Source organism: Fervidobacterium sp., assembly GCF_059913585.1.
The window spans coordinates 275,264-290,795 of record NZ_DBOLZL010000023.1 but is presented as its reverse complement, the minus strand read 5'-3'; the positions used below and the strand labels follow the sequence as shown (position 1 = coordinate 290,795).

Sequence of the window (15,532 nt, the reverse complement as noted above, 5' to 3'; positions counted from 1 at the left end):
TTCTCCTTTAGTTAATTGTTACCTTATTACTCAGCTGTTATGTCCAACACTTGATACTTAACAATTCCTTTTGGTGCTTTAATCTTTATTGTTTGACCTTTCTTTGCACCGTTGATTCCTCTTCCAAGTGGAGAGTCGATACTTATTTTATTTGCAAATATATCTGCTTCTTGTGGATTAACAAGCTGGACTTTTAATTCTTCACCTGTTTCGAGGTTTTTCAATAGCACCCAATCGCCAAGACTTACTGTTGATGAATCGAAGGCTTCAGCTATTATTTCAGCGTTCATGAGCATTTGTTCAAGTTCGTTGATACGGGAAGCGATTCTACCTTGTTCATTCTTTGCTTCTTGGTATTCTGAGTTTTCCGAAAGGTCACCGAGCTCTCTTGCTGCTTTTATCCTTTCTGGAATTTCAAACATGAGTTGGCGTTTTAATTCATCGAGTTCTTCTTTGAGTTTTTGGTAACCCGCTCTTGTTAACTTCACTTTTTCCATCACTTTATCCCTCCTGAAATCATGAGTAGTCTTTTTTTCTTAGAGATTTATTCACCGTTCTTTTGTGATTCTTGGCGCAGTTCTTTTATGACCTCTATAAATTGATCAATTTCTCTGAAATCTTTGTAGACAGATGCAAAACGGACATAGGCGACCTGGTCGGTTTTCTTCAGTTCATCCATAACTATTTTGCCAATTTGCTCAGTACTTACCTCAACCGTTCCGCTTTTCTGCAAAGTGGAGACAACGTTGTCTACTATCCTTTCTATATCTTCCAATGTGACTGGTCTTTTTTCAAAAGCTTTCAGAAGACCATTTAATATCTTTCTCCTGTCAAATTTTTCTCTTCTACCGTCTTTCTTAATAACCGTAATAGGTCCAGTTTCATACCTCTCGTATGTAGTGAACCTTGCATGACAGCTAGGACATTCTCTCCTGCGTCTTATCGCTCTTCCTTCGCTAAGTTCTCTCGAATCAAGCACCCTTGTGTCTTCGTATCCACAGAACGGGCACCTCATATTTGCTCACCACTTCCTTTTGCCTTCTCCAAAAGTTTTTCCAATTTTTTGAATCTATTGTATACCATACTTTTTGTGAGCGGTGGCTCAAAGAGTTCTCCAAGTTCGGATAATGGAAGGTCTTCGTGTTCTAATCTTAGCTCAACAAGTTTTCTTAGCTCATCTGGTAAATTTTCTAATCCTATTTTTTCTATGATTTCATTGATGATTTTTAGTTGTTTTGCGTTACTTTCACCTGTTCGCTTAGCATTGGCACTTAAAAAATTAAGTGTGCGGTTTATATCCGCCCTTATTTCACGAGATGTTGTTATTTTTTCTATATGTGACGCTGCGCGAATTGCACCCATTAGCTCCAACACTTCTTGTATATCGTAGCCACGTTTTAAGTAGTATCTATAATTATACCTCAACTTTGTGATTTTTCCAATCACACCAAGAAATTCTTCCAACTTTTCGTCAACAAAATAAAGTAATTGCTCACTATAAGAAACAAGTTCAAAGTGATAGTTTTTTGCAGGGTCCGTCACGGAACCCGAAGCAACAAAAAATCCGCGCAAGAATGCACCGAATAATCCGATATCTTCTTGTATTTCTTTGGGCATTGAAAGAATTGACAATTGGAGTTTCTCAAGTATATTGGTCGGAATAAAAATTTGAACTCTTTTACGTTGGAGTTTGTTCTTTATTAGTGTTAGCTTCTTTTTGTCTATACCCAAAAGGTGTAATAAATTCATAACCCTTCTGGCAGCAGGTATAAATCCAACTTCAAGCAAAACATAACTATCAACAGAAGTTTTTACGTACGTACCTTTACCTTTTAAATAACCAATAATCTCAGCCTGTGCCTCATCTGGGCTGAGAACTTCCACCTGGCATAATTCGCCTTTAACTTCTTCCGAAAATGTGTATCTCACAGCTTCACCTCTAAATCTGGTGATTTTCTTTCGAGTTTTTGGTTCTTAACTGAGTTCAATAAATTAAACAATATTTCTGATATTAAAACAGGGTCGTGACGAATTCTATATTCACCCTCAAATATTACTGAAGCATAATGCCCCAGAATTACACGATTATCGTCGATATCCACTTTTACAGGTTCGGCACCTTTTTCAATATACTTTTTAAGAACCTCTTCGTTTCTTGGAGTGTATGAGTGAATAATGTAATCAAGAGACACTCCTGCATACCTTTCAATTTCTTTTACATGGTCTTTGAGAGTGTATCCAAAGGTTTCTCCTGGTTGTGTCATGATGTTGCTTATGTATATCTTTACGGCACGTGACTTTTTGAGAACTTCTTGAAAACCCTCCACAACCAAGTTTGCAATGACACTCGTATACAGACTCCCAGGTCCGAAGATAATTGCATGGCTTTCTTCTAATATTTTCTGAACTTCCGGGTTTATTCTCGCAGGTTCATGTAGTTTCAGTTCGACTATACGGTTCTTTGTCTTTTTGCAATATTCAACAATATTTGTTTCTCCAACTACGTGTGTTCCATCTTCGAAGACAGCCAACAATCTCGCCATTTGCAGAGATACAGGAAGAACCCGCCCTTTTATTGCAAGAATATCAGAAGCCCTTGCTACGGCTTCTGCAAAACTTCCCGTAATTTTTGTTAATGCCGCCAGAATGATATTACCAACACTGTGCCCTTTCAAAGAACCATTTTGAAATCTATAGTTAAACAGTGCACTCAAAATGCTTTCAGAATTTGCAAGTGCTACTAAGTTGTTCCTTATATCGCCTGGAGGTGGAACGTTCAATTCTTCCCTGAGTATACCAGAACTTCCACCTTCATCGGTTATTGTAACCACAGCGGTTATCTCATATGGATAATTTTTTAATCCTCTTAGTAGCGTTGAGAGACCTGTGCCACCACCAACAGCAACAACTTTCATCCAAGAGCCACATCCCTGTGCTCAATTGTTGTTTTGAAGTTTTCTTTTTCAAGTTGGGAAGCTAATTCCTCAGCAAAATAAACAGACCGGTGTTTGCCACCGGTGCATCCTATTGCAACCACCAACTCTCGTCTACCTTCTGAACAGTATCGGCTAATAGCAAAGGAAACAACGGATTTAATTTGGCATAGATAATCGTTTACTCCATCGACATTTTTCAAAAATTCTTTTACTTCTTTGTCTCGTCCATCTTTTTGGCGAAGTTCAGGGATGTAGAAAGGATTAGGGAAGAAGCGAACATCAAAAACGAAATCTGCATCAAGTGGTATCCCATACTTAAATCCAAAGCTGATGATGTGTACGGTAAAATCTTTGCTTTCGCTACTTCCAAGAAGCTTAGTTAGTTTTTCTCTCAATTGATGAGGGTTTAGTTGAGAGGTGTCAATGACAATATCTGCCATTTCAAGAACATCTTTCATCATTTCTATTTCCAGGTCTATGGCTTCCGTCACGGATGTCGTTTGTTTTGAAAGTGGGTGAGCTCTTCTAGTGTGTGCAAATCGCTGGACCAAAGTTTGCTTTGTAGCTGTTAAAAAGACCACCTTTGTGAAAGGAAATCTCTCTTTGACGTCTGCAATTGTCTTTTTAACATTGCCAAACATATAGCCTCGAATGTCTATGACTATTGCTAACTTATCAACGCTCGGTAATACAAGACTTGCTACCTGATATGTAACTTCCGGTGGAAGGTTATCTATGCAAAAGAAACCCAAATCCTCGAGCAAGCCAGCTGCTGTAGACTTACCCGCTCCCGAGTACCCTGTCAATATCACAAGCTCTTTCAAAGTATACCACCTTCTGTTCTAACTCTGTGACTTCAAGATGTTTCACTTGATAAGGATGTCTAAACCCAATCTTTTTAATCTTTTTCTCAAACTCTTCTGGATTGCCAGTTACATAAAACTCAACAAACGGCTTTCCACTACCAACAAGGTGCGATATTTCCCTAACCATTTCATCAGCAGGGTCGATGATTCTAACGTTTTCCATAACTCGTGCTATTATGTCCTTAAGGAATGGGAAATGTGTACATCCAAGAATCAGTTCGTCGGGTTTAAACTTTCTAAACGGTTCAAGGTAGAATTTAACAACAGCCTCAACCATGTTGCCATAGAATATGCCTTCTTCAACCAATGAAACGAAAAGTTGAGCGGGCCTTTGAGCAACTTTTTTCCCTCTTTCTTCAAGAGCATGTTTATAGATACCGCTCTGAACGGTTGTATGAGTGCCTATAACCGCAACTCTCTCATATTTCGAGGCGTTAACACCTGCTTGTATGATGCTGTGATATGGAATTTTGAAAGCATGGCGATATTTCGCTATTGTTGAATCTGAAGTGTTACATGCTGCAAATATTCGCTCAACTTTTCGTTCCATCAGAAAACCAATGATTTCCCTACTGAAAGTTTCTATTGTATCACGTGGTTTCGTGCCGTATGGAGCACGCATAGTGTCTGCAACATAAATATAATGAGCTGGTAGGGTTTCAATCAATTTTTTTAGGACCGAAAGTCCCCCTATTCCTGAATCGAATAGTCCAATTCTCATTTGCTCTTATACCCCTCCATGGTAAGATTTTTTTAGTTATGAGTTTTTAACCCAACGTTCTAATCTTCTCTTTCACTCGGTTATAAAGTTGGTCAATTTCTTTTTGAGTATTGTACTCATTTTCGAGTAAGTCACAAAGCATGAGAACTAAGAGCTCATCAAATGGAATTTCGTCGTAGAGGCTTCTGTAAGATATTTGAAGTTCTTTAAGCCTTCTGAGTACGTAATCTATGAGTTCGTCAGAGCCATCAGTAGCAAATTCGTAATCTTTACCAAAAACAGATATTTTAACCTTCCTCATGTTCGCTCACTTCCAATATGCGCATTAAGTCTTTGACTCTGACAACAAGCTTGTTTATGATTTCTTCGTTGTTTCTAAGCAGGTTCTCTAAATGGTTCTTTTCTCTTTCCAATTGACTAATTCTCTCAATTGCTTGATTGAGCTCATTCCATAGTTTTTCGTTTTCTTTTTTCAGTTCCACGTAACTTGTTACTATACCCTCTACCAAACGTTCCAATTCCTGCACCTTTTCATTCATTATACCACGCTCCCCTGCGTTTTACCAGTTTCCGAAAGCGATAAAGTTTGTTACGTTTGTAATAAAAATAACTAACGGGTGCATTATCATTGGTAAAATCCATAAGACAAGAAGTCCCAGCATGAATAGGATACCATAAAAATTAAATTTTATGTACCATTCGTATGACTTGTCTGGCAAAAACGCCAAGACTATCCTTGAACCGTCAAGTGGGGGGAGAGGTATCAAAGAAACTATGGATAAAGTAAAGCTCCATTTTGAAGCAGTGTAGAAAAGGTTAAAGAGTATTGGGGAGTTTGAAAATCTACTCAATATCCCGTAGATTACTCCTATCAAAGAGCTAGCAACAATACCATAAATTGAGAAAAGCAACAACCTTCTTTTTCTGATTTTGAGGTAATCAATCAAAGGAGCTCTAGTCCAACCAAAGTCGAAGAACAGAAAAGTTATTAATCCAACGGGGTCGACATATCCGATGGGTGATTTTTTCAGAAGTGGGAAAAATCCACTCGGTGGGTCATACAACCCCACACTTATTCTATAAAATAGGCATCTGAAAAACTCACGTGGCCAGCTAATTAAAACGTAAGCAGCAAAACCATATAACACATTTTTCAAAGCAGAGATAACAAGCTGGTTCAAACAAGTCCCCCTCCCCTGCGCTTAGAACAAGATGAACGCAGTAACTTTTTACTTTTGTGGAGTCAAACTTCTGTCTTACTCCACCCAAGTTCGAGTTTCTTTTGTTTGGCGTATTCTTTCACTTCATGTATCTGTTCGTAAGTCATATTGTTCCACCAATACGGTAACACAGTATTGTTAAGCAATAATGGATCTTCAAGACCTGTAAGCTTTCCTTTGTTTACCAAGTCTATCCATATGTCCGTTCCTACAATAGGAGTAAATTCGTTAATGGAAAAGTCTATATCTATAGCTGCACAAACATCTACTGCGTTTTTGACATCTTCAACGCTTTGCTCAGGCAGATTAACCATAATATATGCACTAACTTCTTTATGTGTAAAACCTGCGTTGTGTAGGATTTCAGATGCACGAACAATGTCTTCGTCTCTAACTTTACCACCTGTTTTAATTTGAAGCTCACCGGATGTTTCGTATCCAAGTTTGATTGTTTTGAAATTGGCTTCGAAAAGTAAATCCGCAGTTTCTTGGTCTAACAACCGTGCATGTATGCCATTTGGTAAGTGAAACCTGATTCTTTTATGGAGATTTTTTTCTAAGATTTTTCTTAAAATGCGTTTAAAGTGTTTTTCTTTATTGATAAGTATCGCATCGTCGAAAAAGACTATATCTTTGATATTCAGTATCTCAGAGAACTTTTCTATTTCCTCTATTACTTTCTCAGGACTTTTGAATTTCATAGTTTCCCAATTTCTATGGGCGATACAATATGTGCATCGATAAGGACAACCAAGTGTTGTTAACAAAACAACGTATCCTACACTATTATACAACTCATAAGCAGGTGATAGGTCTGTGAACCAATCAATATCTGTGCTAGGAATGTCCCATCCAAGTAAATCGTTAAGAAAGTGAGGTAAGTACCTCAAGTCTGTTTTTGTAAAAACATAAGCACCAGATTTCTTGGCTACGTGAGGCTGGTTTCTTGCAAAGAACCCCCCAATCACAACAGGAACGGAAAGTTCCTCTTTCAAAACACGTATAGTATCAAAATAACCAGGATACCAATAAGTCAGGGTAGACGTTACGAAAACTACACTTATATCATTTTTAACTTCTTTCAATCTTTTCCTAAAAAGTTCTTCAGGCATTCCGTATCTTTTGTATTTTCTTGGCATGAAATGTAGTATTTCTGGTTTTTTTATCTCGATGTGTGGGAACTTCCCTGTGCCGTAAAATTTGTCTTTTGGAACTTTTGTATACAGTGGCAATTCGGGGTCGTATCTATTCATCAAATCGATTAGTTCGACTTCTATGCCAAGACTTTTCAAAAAGCTCCCCACATATAGCAAGCCAACAGGTTTCAACCAAAAGTCGTAAGCAGCGAAATCTTCAATCCAAGGATTTACGAGTAATATTTTTCTTTTCTTCATAGAAATAGTACATCCCTCGCAGTGTCAAATCTTTGTCGATTATTCCATCAACTATATCCTTTACAAAAACAGATTGACCACCGGTATGTATTATCTTTGGAGTTTCTTTGAATTCTTTGATTATATTCTCCACAACATATTTTACTGCACCGACTGTTGCATTAATAGCACCAATTTGTATATTCGATTCAGTGTCTTTGCCTATGAACGTTGGGTGTGGTTTAAGCTCAACTAATGGTAACTTCGCGGTGCCTTTGAACAGCGCGTTTACCATCATTGCAAAACCAGGCATTATAGCTCCGCCTTCGTAGACACCGTCTCGAAGCACCTCAATTGTTATCGCCGTTCCGTAATCTACAACAATACAGTTATTCCCGTAATCCTTTTTGGCAGCTATAACATCGCAAACTCTATCTGCACCGATTTCTTTAGGATAATGCACGTTCCATATTATTTTATCATAATCCTGTGCTCTGACAAAATATACTTCTCCATTTCCATATTTTTGAGCAAAATATTCAAAGACAACATTTACTGAAGGAACAACAGAAGAAACAACTATCGGCAAATTTTCAACGTAGTCTTTGAAAAAGCTCTTCAAAAATGCATATAGTTCATCCTCGGTTTCATACTTTGAGGTTGAAATTCGATATTTTTCGAATTCTTTACCTTCTCTTGTTAGAGCGACTGTTGTATGTGTATTTCCAACATCGAACAACAAAACCATAATTTAGAAGACCTCCTCGCGTGTTACCGAGTTACAATCTTTACCATCGCGTGGTTACTTCCACAGCAGTTTCAGGAAGTATCTTGTATTTCTCCAGAATCTCGCGTATATCTTTTGTGACGTATATCCTTACGATTTGTATCAGATTGCTTTTCATGAAGTTATAAGCCGGGTATTGCCTAACGTATTCTTCAAATGTCATCAGGCTGTGCTTTTTAAGTATGTATATATTACTTCTCAGAAACTCTTCAGGATGAACGATTGTAAGCTTGTAAGGAGTATCTATTTTGAAAATTTCGTCAAAGTTGCTGAGAATGTGCTTGATTGTTTTCATGTCTTCTTCATCGGCGATTTCCAAGCATCTTTCAAGTCTCAGACGAATTTTTTGTAGCAAGTCTCCGGCGATGCCTTGGCTCACAAGTGTTGGGTCGACTCCTTCAATAGAGAATGGAGTTTCCAGAACTACTTTCCACAGATTTCTTGACTTTAATCTCTCGACAATTTCGTAAGCCATTACTATGTCAAGCTCGAGCGGTTGAAGGTCTATTTCGTATTTCAAAAGCGCTTGCTTTGTATCTTCTCCACCACCGTATTGTTCAACAAGGTTGTAAAAATTGAATATAACTTCGTTAATGATTGTTTGGTCAGTAAGGTCCAAGAACTTTTCAATATCCAAAACGCGTTCGTCTAATTTAAGTGCCTTGTACGAAAGGTCCAAGAGCTCTTGTATCATCATGTCTGCTGCCCTTGAAGTTTTGTGGAAATAGACGTTCTTGTACATCATAAACCTACCAAACAATATTGTGTAAATCTCATCGACGACTTTTGAATCGTAAGCAAGTATGGCTTTCCCATCTTTTTCAACTATTTTCGAGTTCCTTATCAATCTGTCTATAGAACCTGTACCGAACCCTCTTGTTCCTGCATAGTATGAATCTCTCAGAACAAAGTCGAGACGGTCCGCACCAAGTGGACCTTGGACAACCGCAAATTCAATCGTTCCTTTTTCTTCACCTTCGTAAACCTTTATCACTTCTTCCATCAACTGTGCAAAGTTCTCTTCCATATTAGTTGAGAGTTCACCAAGTGTTATCTCCAAATCTTCTAACACAGCCTTTTTTAGAGCTGATGGAGCTTCTTCATACTTCTTTTTTAATTCTTTTGGAAAGTATTCTCTCAACAATCTAGTTCGATATTCATCGTGTCCATCATTAAACCCAAGCCTTTTGTAAACAACATCGTCAAATTGATGACTAAATGGTCCATGACCGATATCGTGGAGGAGTCCTGCGAGGCGTAAAATACGGACTTTATCTGGAGTATCGTAAAGATGTTCAGCGTAGATTCCGGAAAGATGCATCACGCCAAGCGAATGTGCAAAACGTGTATGAGTTGCCCCTGGATATACGTATTCAGCACCTACCAATTGGCTAAGGTATCTAAGCCTTTGCATTGCTTTGGTATCGATAATTAATATCTCGATTGGATAAAGCATAATTTCAGAATAAATTGGGTCTCTTGAAACCTTGTGATACACAATTATCGCCTCCTGTTAAAATCTGGTTGTACTGTTATTTTACCATATAACAACGAAAATTGCATATATTATTGCAGCAATTGCAAAAAATGTTTTTGTTTGTTTGGTATTTGTCGTTTTCACCTACTTGCAATGAATGGCAAAAATGTTGTATAATTAATACGAAAATTGTAAGACGTTCGGCTTTTGTGTTTTAACTTTACTTATTCAACTGTGTCAATTCATTCAAAAATGGGGGGATTTCCCACACCACAATAAAAGGAGGGGTTGGCTGTGAAAAAGGTTCTTGTGGGACTTTTGGTGCTTGTTGCACTGTCCATTTTCGCTGTACAGGTTAACTACGGTATCTTCTCTGATATTACGACAACGAACATCTGGAACTTGCTGGGCTCAGGTTCGTCTACTTGGAACTTCGTCGTTCAAATTTGGAAATATCCTTCTCTGCTTGGTATGAACAAAGATGGTGCTCTCATACCATCCGCGGCTGTTGAAATTCCCAAACTTGTCAAAGAAGGAAACATGTATACAGTTACGGTTAAACTCAGAAAAGACATGCGCTGGTCAAACGGTGCTCCATTCACAGCAGATGACGTTGTTTTCACTTACACAACAGTAAAAGAGATGGAAATTCCAGGCGGTAACTGGGGTGGAGCTTACGAACCAGAAAAAGTCGAAAAGATAGATACTTGGACAGTGAAATTCTACTTCAAAGAAAAGAAAACGATGACGATTTACTACGACACACTTATGACAGCTATTGTTTGCAGCAACTACTGGAAACCGATAGTAGAAAAAGCAAAGAAACAAAAAGACCCAGTAAAATGGCTACTTTCACAAGAAGTTATTGACCCAGGTATAACTGCATTGAACCTTGGAAAGATTGAAAAAGGTGCGTTTGTGCAAGTTGTAAAACAAGTTCCAAATGACAAATACTGGGCATACGGTGAAAAGAACATTTACTACAAAGGTGGCGGATTCTCAATCGTTAACCCAAAAACAGGGTTCAAATGGTCAACAGGCGATACGAAGCAACCTGTTACACTTGAAGTTGTTAACGGACCGTTCGTAGATACCATTGTTTACAAAATCTTCGGTAACAAACAAGTTGCTATCCAAGCTCTCATTGCTGGCGACATTGACTACATTTACAACCCAGTCGGACTTACAGCAGGTGAAGCTGAACAACTCAGAGGTCAAAAGGATATAAAGATTGTTTCCAACCCACAACTTGGATTCAGGTACCTTGCATTCAATATGAGAAAGTTCCCAATGAATGTAAAAGAGTTCAGACAAGCTCTTGCAGCACTTATCGACCGCGATTTCATTTGTAACCAAGTGCTCCAGGGTAGGGCAATCCCACTTGCAACACCAGTACCACCAGCAAACAGCTTCTGGTATAACTCTGCTGTCAAGACCATCGGAGAAGGACTCAGCATGGGTGAGAGATATCAACTTGCAGTCAGTCTGCTCAAGAAAGCAGGATTCAAATGGGATACAGAGCCAGTTATCGATCCAAAAGACGCAAAGAACCCAGTTAAGACACCTGGTAAAGGTTTGAAAGGTCCAGACGGAAAACCAGTACCAACACTCACACTCCTTTCACCGGGTATGGACTACGACCCAATGAGAGCACAGACAGCTATGTACATCGAACAGTGGGCAAAGAACATAGGCATACCTCTCAACTTGAAGCTCACAGACTTCAATGAAATCGTTACGAAAGCATTTGATGATGTCGACTTCGATATGTACATACTTGGTTGGGGTATTGGAAGAGTTCCAACATACTTCAAGTCATTCTGGCACAGCTCTGAAATGGCACCAGACGGATTCAACACACCAGGTTACGCTAACCCAGAATTCGATGCACTTGTTGAAGAATTCGAATACGCAGATACGTTCGAACAAGCAAGAAAAGCTATTTTCGAAGCGCAGAAGATACTTGCAGAAGATTTGCCATATATAATCCTCTTCACAAACCCATTGATTGAAGCTTACAGAACATCCATCCAATTCCCGTTTGATCAGGTGCTCGATGGTATCCAGGGTTACTCTGGATTCCCAGAAGGTGTGAGAAGAGTTCAATAAAACAAAATAAGTAGCACTTAACTCCGAAAACTCATTTTTGAGGTCCCCCCGCAAGGGGGGACTATTAAATGAGGTGCTTGAGAGATTCCGAATTAGAAATACAAAAAACTTCCCAAAGCATATAAACGTGTCCAAACTGATTAAAGGGAGAGGTGAAGATGAGAGGCTGGGAGCTGATAGTGTTTGCAGTCGTTATACCTTTGATAGGAGTATATTACTCTCTGAAAAAAGGGAAAAAACCTATGAATTACATATTCCTTGCAATCTCACTTGCACTATACTACGGAGCTCTTTTTAATGTTAAGTATCTTTATCTATTTAGTCCAAGATTCAACTTCATCATTGCTCCGATAATATACTTTTATGGCTTCGACCTTCCTGGACTTGCTAAGTTTATCAGAAACAGGACTGCACAGATTGTTCTGTTACTTGTTATATATGTCACCGTTGTATTCTTCATCTTCTTAGCGATGCCGGGTGATTACACTACGAAATTTTTGGATCCAAAGTTGATGAGAAATCCTGAAATGTATGAAAAAATAAGAAAAATGTTTGGTGTAGACGACCCGTGGTATGTTAAGTATTACAAACACATGAGGAATTTCTTTAACTTGGAGATGGGTATATCGTTCAGTGAATATCCTAGGAGAGTTGAAGAAATCATCGCCGAAAGGTTACCGAGGACTCTGTTTCTGTTCCTTGCAAGTTCTGTTCTTTCGTTCCTGCTTGGTTTTGACCTTGGGAAGAGAATTGCATGGAGAAGAGGAGGGTTAATAGATAAGGCAGCCACGTTCGTGGGAATTGTCTTTTGGACGATTTTCACTCCATTCTACATGCTTATCCTTATATGGTTCTTCGCGGTTACACTGAAATGGTTCCCACTTTCTGGATTTATTACCCCTGCAAAGTGGTTTGATGCCCCGTTTGGTGCACAAGATGTGTTTATAAGGTTACTGTGGACTGAATTCTTTTTGCTCGTTATGTGGATAGCTGGTGTGATTGTTGCTTCGAAGTTGAAAACAATCAAATCAAAACGAATTGCTGTATGGTCCTTTATAGTTGTTGGTATAATACTGGCAGTGATTTACTGGACTACGAATAAAATGGGAACGTATGCGCTCGATATAATCTACCACCTTGCACTCCCTGTAATTGCACTTGTGACATTGCACTTTGCAGGAGATATGCTTGTTATGCGTGATACTATGCTTGAAGTCATTAAAGAAGACTATATTACAACCGCCCGAGCAAAGGGACTTCCAGATAAGGTTATACGAGATAAACATGCCGCAAGAACTGCTTTGCTACCTTTAATGACAAGTTTTGTTATAGGTCTTGCTTCTACAGTGAGTGGAGGAGTTATCACAGAAACGATGTTCTCGTGGAAAGGTATGGGACTAACCCTTCTTGAGGCAACAACTTCTCAAGATACACCGTTAGCTATTGGGTGTCTTGTCTTTACAGGTGTTTTGGTACTTATCGCCCACCTGGTTGCTGATATACTTTACGCATTCTTAGACCCAAGAATCAGATACTAAGTGAGGTGATAGCAGATGGCACAAACTAAAAACGCTGAACTTAAAGAATCAATACTGAAGATAAAATTCAAGCTTTTTATTAAAAATTTCAAAAAGAACTGGGCACTCTTCAAAGAGAGCAAAATGGGAATGTTTGGGCTTTGGGTTATCATAGCCTTTGGTATATTTGGGGCACTATCTCCCATTGCCCTTAACATACTTGACCCGAATATCTATGACCCTGTCACGGGTCTCGATCCAAGGATACTTTCCAGCAAGTACATCACCGATTATCTATCAACTCAAAACTTAGTCAAAGGAATCGAAATTCCAACAGCTCAAATATGGGTTTATTCGTTTATGGATAAAGGCGAAGCCTTTAAAGAGACTATGGAGAACCTTGTGAGAAACTCCCAATACGAAATTATGACCACTTACGCTCCAGACGCTCTAAGGCATTTGCTTGATACGATATCCGACAGTTACATCCCTGCCAAAGAGAGAATGTACTTCCAAAATAGCATTTCAGAGCTTGTTGAAAAAGGTATAATTAGGTTCTCGGCGTTAGTTAGTGTTAAAGATATAGGAAACAGGGATAAATTCTCTTTCCAGAATTTTTCCGAGTTGCTCCAAAAAGTTGATTACACAACTTTGGCGATTGCTTTATCGCCTTACAAAGATTCAGATGAAGTCTCAAGAGTAATGCTTTGGTTCAGAAGTTTGAACAGAGATAAGCCGGAAGTTGTTGATGATTTCAATACAAAATTATCCGCCGAGTATCCTCAAGAGCAAGTTGAGGAAGCCGAAGATAAAGTGTTAGAAGTTGCAAGGTCTTTGGTTTCTGAAAGTGCTGGGCAACAGCTATTTGTAAGTTCGGATTCACAATTTTCAGAAGTAGTAAATAACGATATTGTTAGTGTTTCCGATTTGGTTAATGCAGCCGTGTTTCCGTTGATTCAGGAACTATTAGTAATAGGATACAAGGATGAAGAAATAACTGAAAAACTAAACGCATCCAGATTCAATCATCTTGTAGAGATTGCAAAGAGTAAGCTTTCTGATCTTTCAAAGAAGGAAATCCTCGAACCTGCTTTGAAAAAAGCCAAAGCAACGCTTACAACAATTGAAGAAGAAATGAAAGAAGCTGGCGTTGAAGTTTCTTACAAGGATGTAGAAAAATTCCTGCAAGCATACGCAGGTTTTGAACTGGCAAAGGTTTCTATTGATATTGGTCCAGAAACAAGAGCTAAACTTGAGAATGAGATAAGAAAATACTCGGAAGAAACCTATAAATCATATGTGTATGAGATGAACAAGATATTCAAAGATATAGCTATGGCACGGTCAATGATGGCAATGCTTTTGAATGATACTAATGTTCCTGACAGTTACGAGATACTTGGTAGTCAGGTCGTAAAAGTGTTATCTGACCCCGTAACATCTCTTATGGCTTATGCTTTTGGAGGAACAAATAAACTACAAAAAGTTATTTCCAACATAGAAGATTCACAGTTGGATGATTTCAAACGACTAGATATCGTTGAAAAACTGAAATCGCATGAAAATAAGGAACCAATCGAAGCGGTGAACTTCTTGATTGGTCAAGGAGATATCAACGAGGAAATATACCAAAAAATGATAGATGAACACAAGACCTATTTGGAAGACACTGGAATCTGGAAGAAGATCTCTTCGGAAACTATTGCGCAAATGAATCCAAAAACCGTAGAGTGGAACAAAAAGTTTGCCGAGGAAAAACTTGTTGAGTTATTCAATAGCCTATCTCTTACCAATAAAATCGGAGTTGCTCATCCGCTTCCACCAAGTAGATGGCATTGGCTTGGAACAGATCCTATTGGAAGGGATATATTAGTACAACTAATGGTTAGTACACCAAGTGAGTTCGTATTGGGTGTACTTGCCGCACTCATTACGGTTGTTATAGGTACGATAATTGGGACTGCATCGGCATATTACGGCGGAGTAGTTGATGTTATATTCATGCGTATAGCTGACTTAATGATGCTCTTCCCATCTATAGCATTCTTGATAGTCCTCTCAGGCTTCATGACGATGAATTTGTTCAAACTCGCCGTTATTCTTGGTTTACTTGGTGGTTTTGGCGGTATCACGCTTGTTTTGAAAGCCCAAGCACTTACAATTAAGGTAAAACCCTACATCGATGCTGCAAGAGTGTCTGGCGGTAGCCATGGGTACATAATCTTTAACCACATAATTCCAAACGTCATGCCACTCTCATTCCTTTACATGATGTTTAACGTAACTGGTGCTATCTTTTCTGAGGCCGTTCTTAGCTTCTTCGGACTTATGAAAGTTAGAATGTCTTGGGGATTGATGATAAATACCGTTTGGAGTTCAGGATACCTTGGTTCTGGTAATATTGGTGCTTACTGGTGGATGTGGGTCCCAGCTGGTGGAGCTATCACACTCCTTTGTTCTGCGTTCTACTTCCTCGGTAGGGGACTTGAAGAAATAGTCAACCCAAGACTTAGAAAGAGGTGATTG

Annotated in this window: 15 protein-coding genes; 3 read left to right on the top strand and 12 right to left on the bottom strand. The window is 38.8% G+C overall.

Annotated features, from left to right (window positions below):
- Positions 1-26 precede the first annotated feature (26 nt).
- From greA to AC3M61_RS09990, 12 genes are all read right to left on the bottom strand, one after another.
- Positions 27-497: a transcription elongation factor GreA gene (gene greA, locus AC3M61_RS10045; protein ID WP_448378874.1), complete on the bottom strand. Its 471-nt coding sequence runs from the start codon at positions 495-497 to the stop codon at positions 27-29.
- 47 nt (positions 498-544) lie between these two features.
- On the bottom strand, positions 545-1,015 hold the full coding sequence (gene nrdR / locus AC3M61_RS10040) for a transcriptional regulator NrdR (protein WP_500780675.1): 471 nt from the start codon (positions 1,013-1,015) through the stop codon (positions 545-547).
- Positions 1,012-1,929: a DNA-binding protein WhiA gene (gene whiA, locus AC3M61_RS10035; RefSeq protein WP_500780674.1), complete on the bottom strand. Its 918-nt coding sequence runs from the start codon at positions 1,927-1,929 to the stop codon at positions 1,012-1,014. The genes nrdR and whiA overlap by 4 nt, the downstream gene beginning before the upstream one ends.
- On the bottom strand, positions 1,926-2,915 hold the full coding sequence (locus tag AC3M61_RS10030; RefSeq protein WP_500780673.1) for a gluconeogenesis factor YvcK family protein: 990 nt from the start codon (positions 2,913-2,915) through the stop codon (positions 1,926-1,928). The genes whiA and AC3M61_RS10030 overlap by 4 nt, the downstream gene beginning before the upstream one ends.
- Positions 2,912-3,760 (bottom strand): RNase adapter RapZ, encoded by an 849-nt coding sequence (gene rapZ, locus AC3M61_RS10025; RefSeq protein WP_500780672.1) that lies wholly within the window; start codon positions 3,758-3,760, stop codon positions 2,912-2,914. Before rapZ ends, AC3M61_RS10030 begins: the two co-directional genes overlap by 4 nt.
- The gene (murI, locus tag AC3M61_RS10020; protein ID WP_500780671.1) at positions 3,717-4,523 is read right to left on the bottom strand and encodes a glutamate racemase; all 807 of its coding nucleotides are present in this window, start codon (positions 4,521-4,523) and stop codon (positions 3,717-3,719) included. The genes rapZ and murI overlap by 44 nt, the downstream gene beginning before the upstream one ends.
- Positions 4,524-4,569: 46 nt before the next feature.
- Complete coding sequence (locus AC3M61_RS10015; RefSeq protein ID WP_500780670.1) at positions 4,570-4,824, bottom strand: cell division protein ZapA; 255 nt, start codon at positions 4,822-4,824, stop codon at positions 4,570-4,572.
- Positions 4,811-5,062 carry a hypothetical protein gene (locus AC3M61_RS10010; RefSeq protein WP_014451973.1) on the bottom strand — a complete coding sequence of 84 codons (252 nt, stop codon included), beginning with the start codon at positions 5,060-5,062 and terminating at the stop codon, positions 4,811-4,813. Before AC3M61_RS10010 ends, AC3M61_RS10015 begins: the two co-directional genes overlap by 14 nt.
- Before the next feature lie 21 nt (positions 5,063-5,083).
- Entirely contained in the window at positions 5,084-5,704 is a 621-nt protein-coding gene (locus AC3M61_RS10005) for a zinc metalloprotease (protein ID WP_500780669.1), read from the bottom strand.
- Between the two features lie 62 nt (positions 5,705-5,766).
- Positions 5,767-7,137, bottom strand: a complete 1,371-nt coding sequence (locus AC3M61_RS10000; protein WP_500780668.1) for a B12-binding domain-containing radical SAM protein — start codon at positions 7,135-7,137, stop codon at positions 5,767-5,769.
- On the bottom strand, positions 7,097-7,864 hold the full coding sequence (locus AC3M61_RS09995) for a type III pantothenate kinase (RefSeq protein ID WP_500780667.1): 768 nt from the start codon (positions 7,862-7,864) through the stop codon (positions 7,097-7,099). The genes AC3M61_RS10000 and AC3M61_RS09995 overlap by 41 nt, the downstream gene beginning before the upstream one ends.
- A gap of 40 nt (positions 7,865-7,904) precedes the next feature.
- Positions 7,905-9,401, bottom strand: coding sequence for an HD domain-containing protein (locus AC3M61_RS09990; protein WP_500780666.1), 1,497 nt, complete (start codon positions 9,399-9,401; stop codon positions 7,905-7,907).
- Positions 9,402-9,674: 273 nt separating this feature from the next.
- Between AC3M61_RS09990 and AC3M61_RS09985 the strand changes: the two genes are divergently transcribed.
- The 3 genes from AC3M61_RS09985 (at position 9,675) to AC3M61_RS09975 (ending at position 15,529) form a co-directional block, all read left to right on the top strand.
- Entirely contained in the window at positions 9,675-11,489 is a 1,815-nt protein-coding gene (locus AC3M61_RS09985; RefSeq protein ID WP_500780665.1) for an ABC transporter substrate-binding protein, read from the top strand.
- A gap of 158 nt (positions 11,490-11,647) precedes the next feature.
- The gene (locus AC3M61_RS09980) at positions 11,648-13,027 is read left to right on the top strand and encodes an ABC transporter permease (RefSeq protein ID WP_500780664.1); all 1,380 of its coding nucleotides are present in this window, start codon (positions 11,648-11,650) and stop codon (positions 13,025-13,027) included.
- A gap of 15 nt (positions 13,028-13,042) precedes the next feature.
- Complete coding sequence (locus AC3M61_RS09975; protein ID WP_500780663.1) at positions 13,043-15,529, top strand: ABC transporter permease; 2,487 nt, start codon at positions 13,043-13,045, stop codon at positions 15,527-15,529.
- The last annotated feature ends 3 nt before the right edge of the window (positions 15,530-15,532 follow it).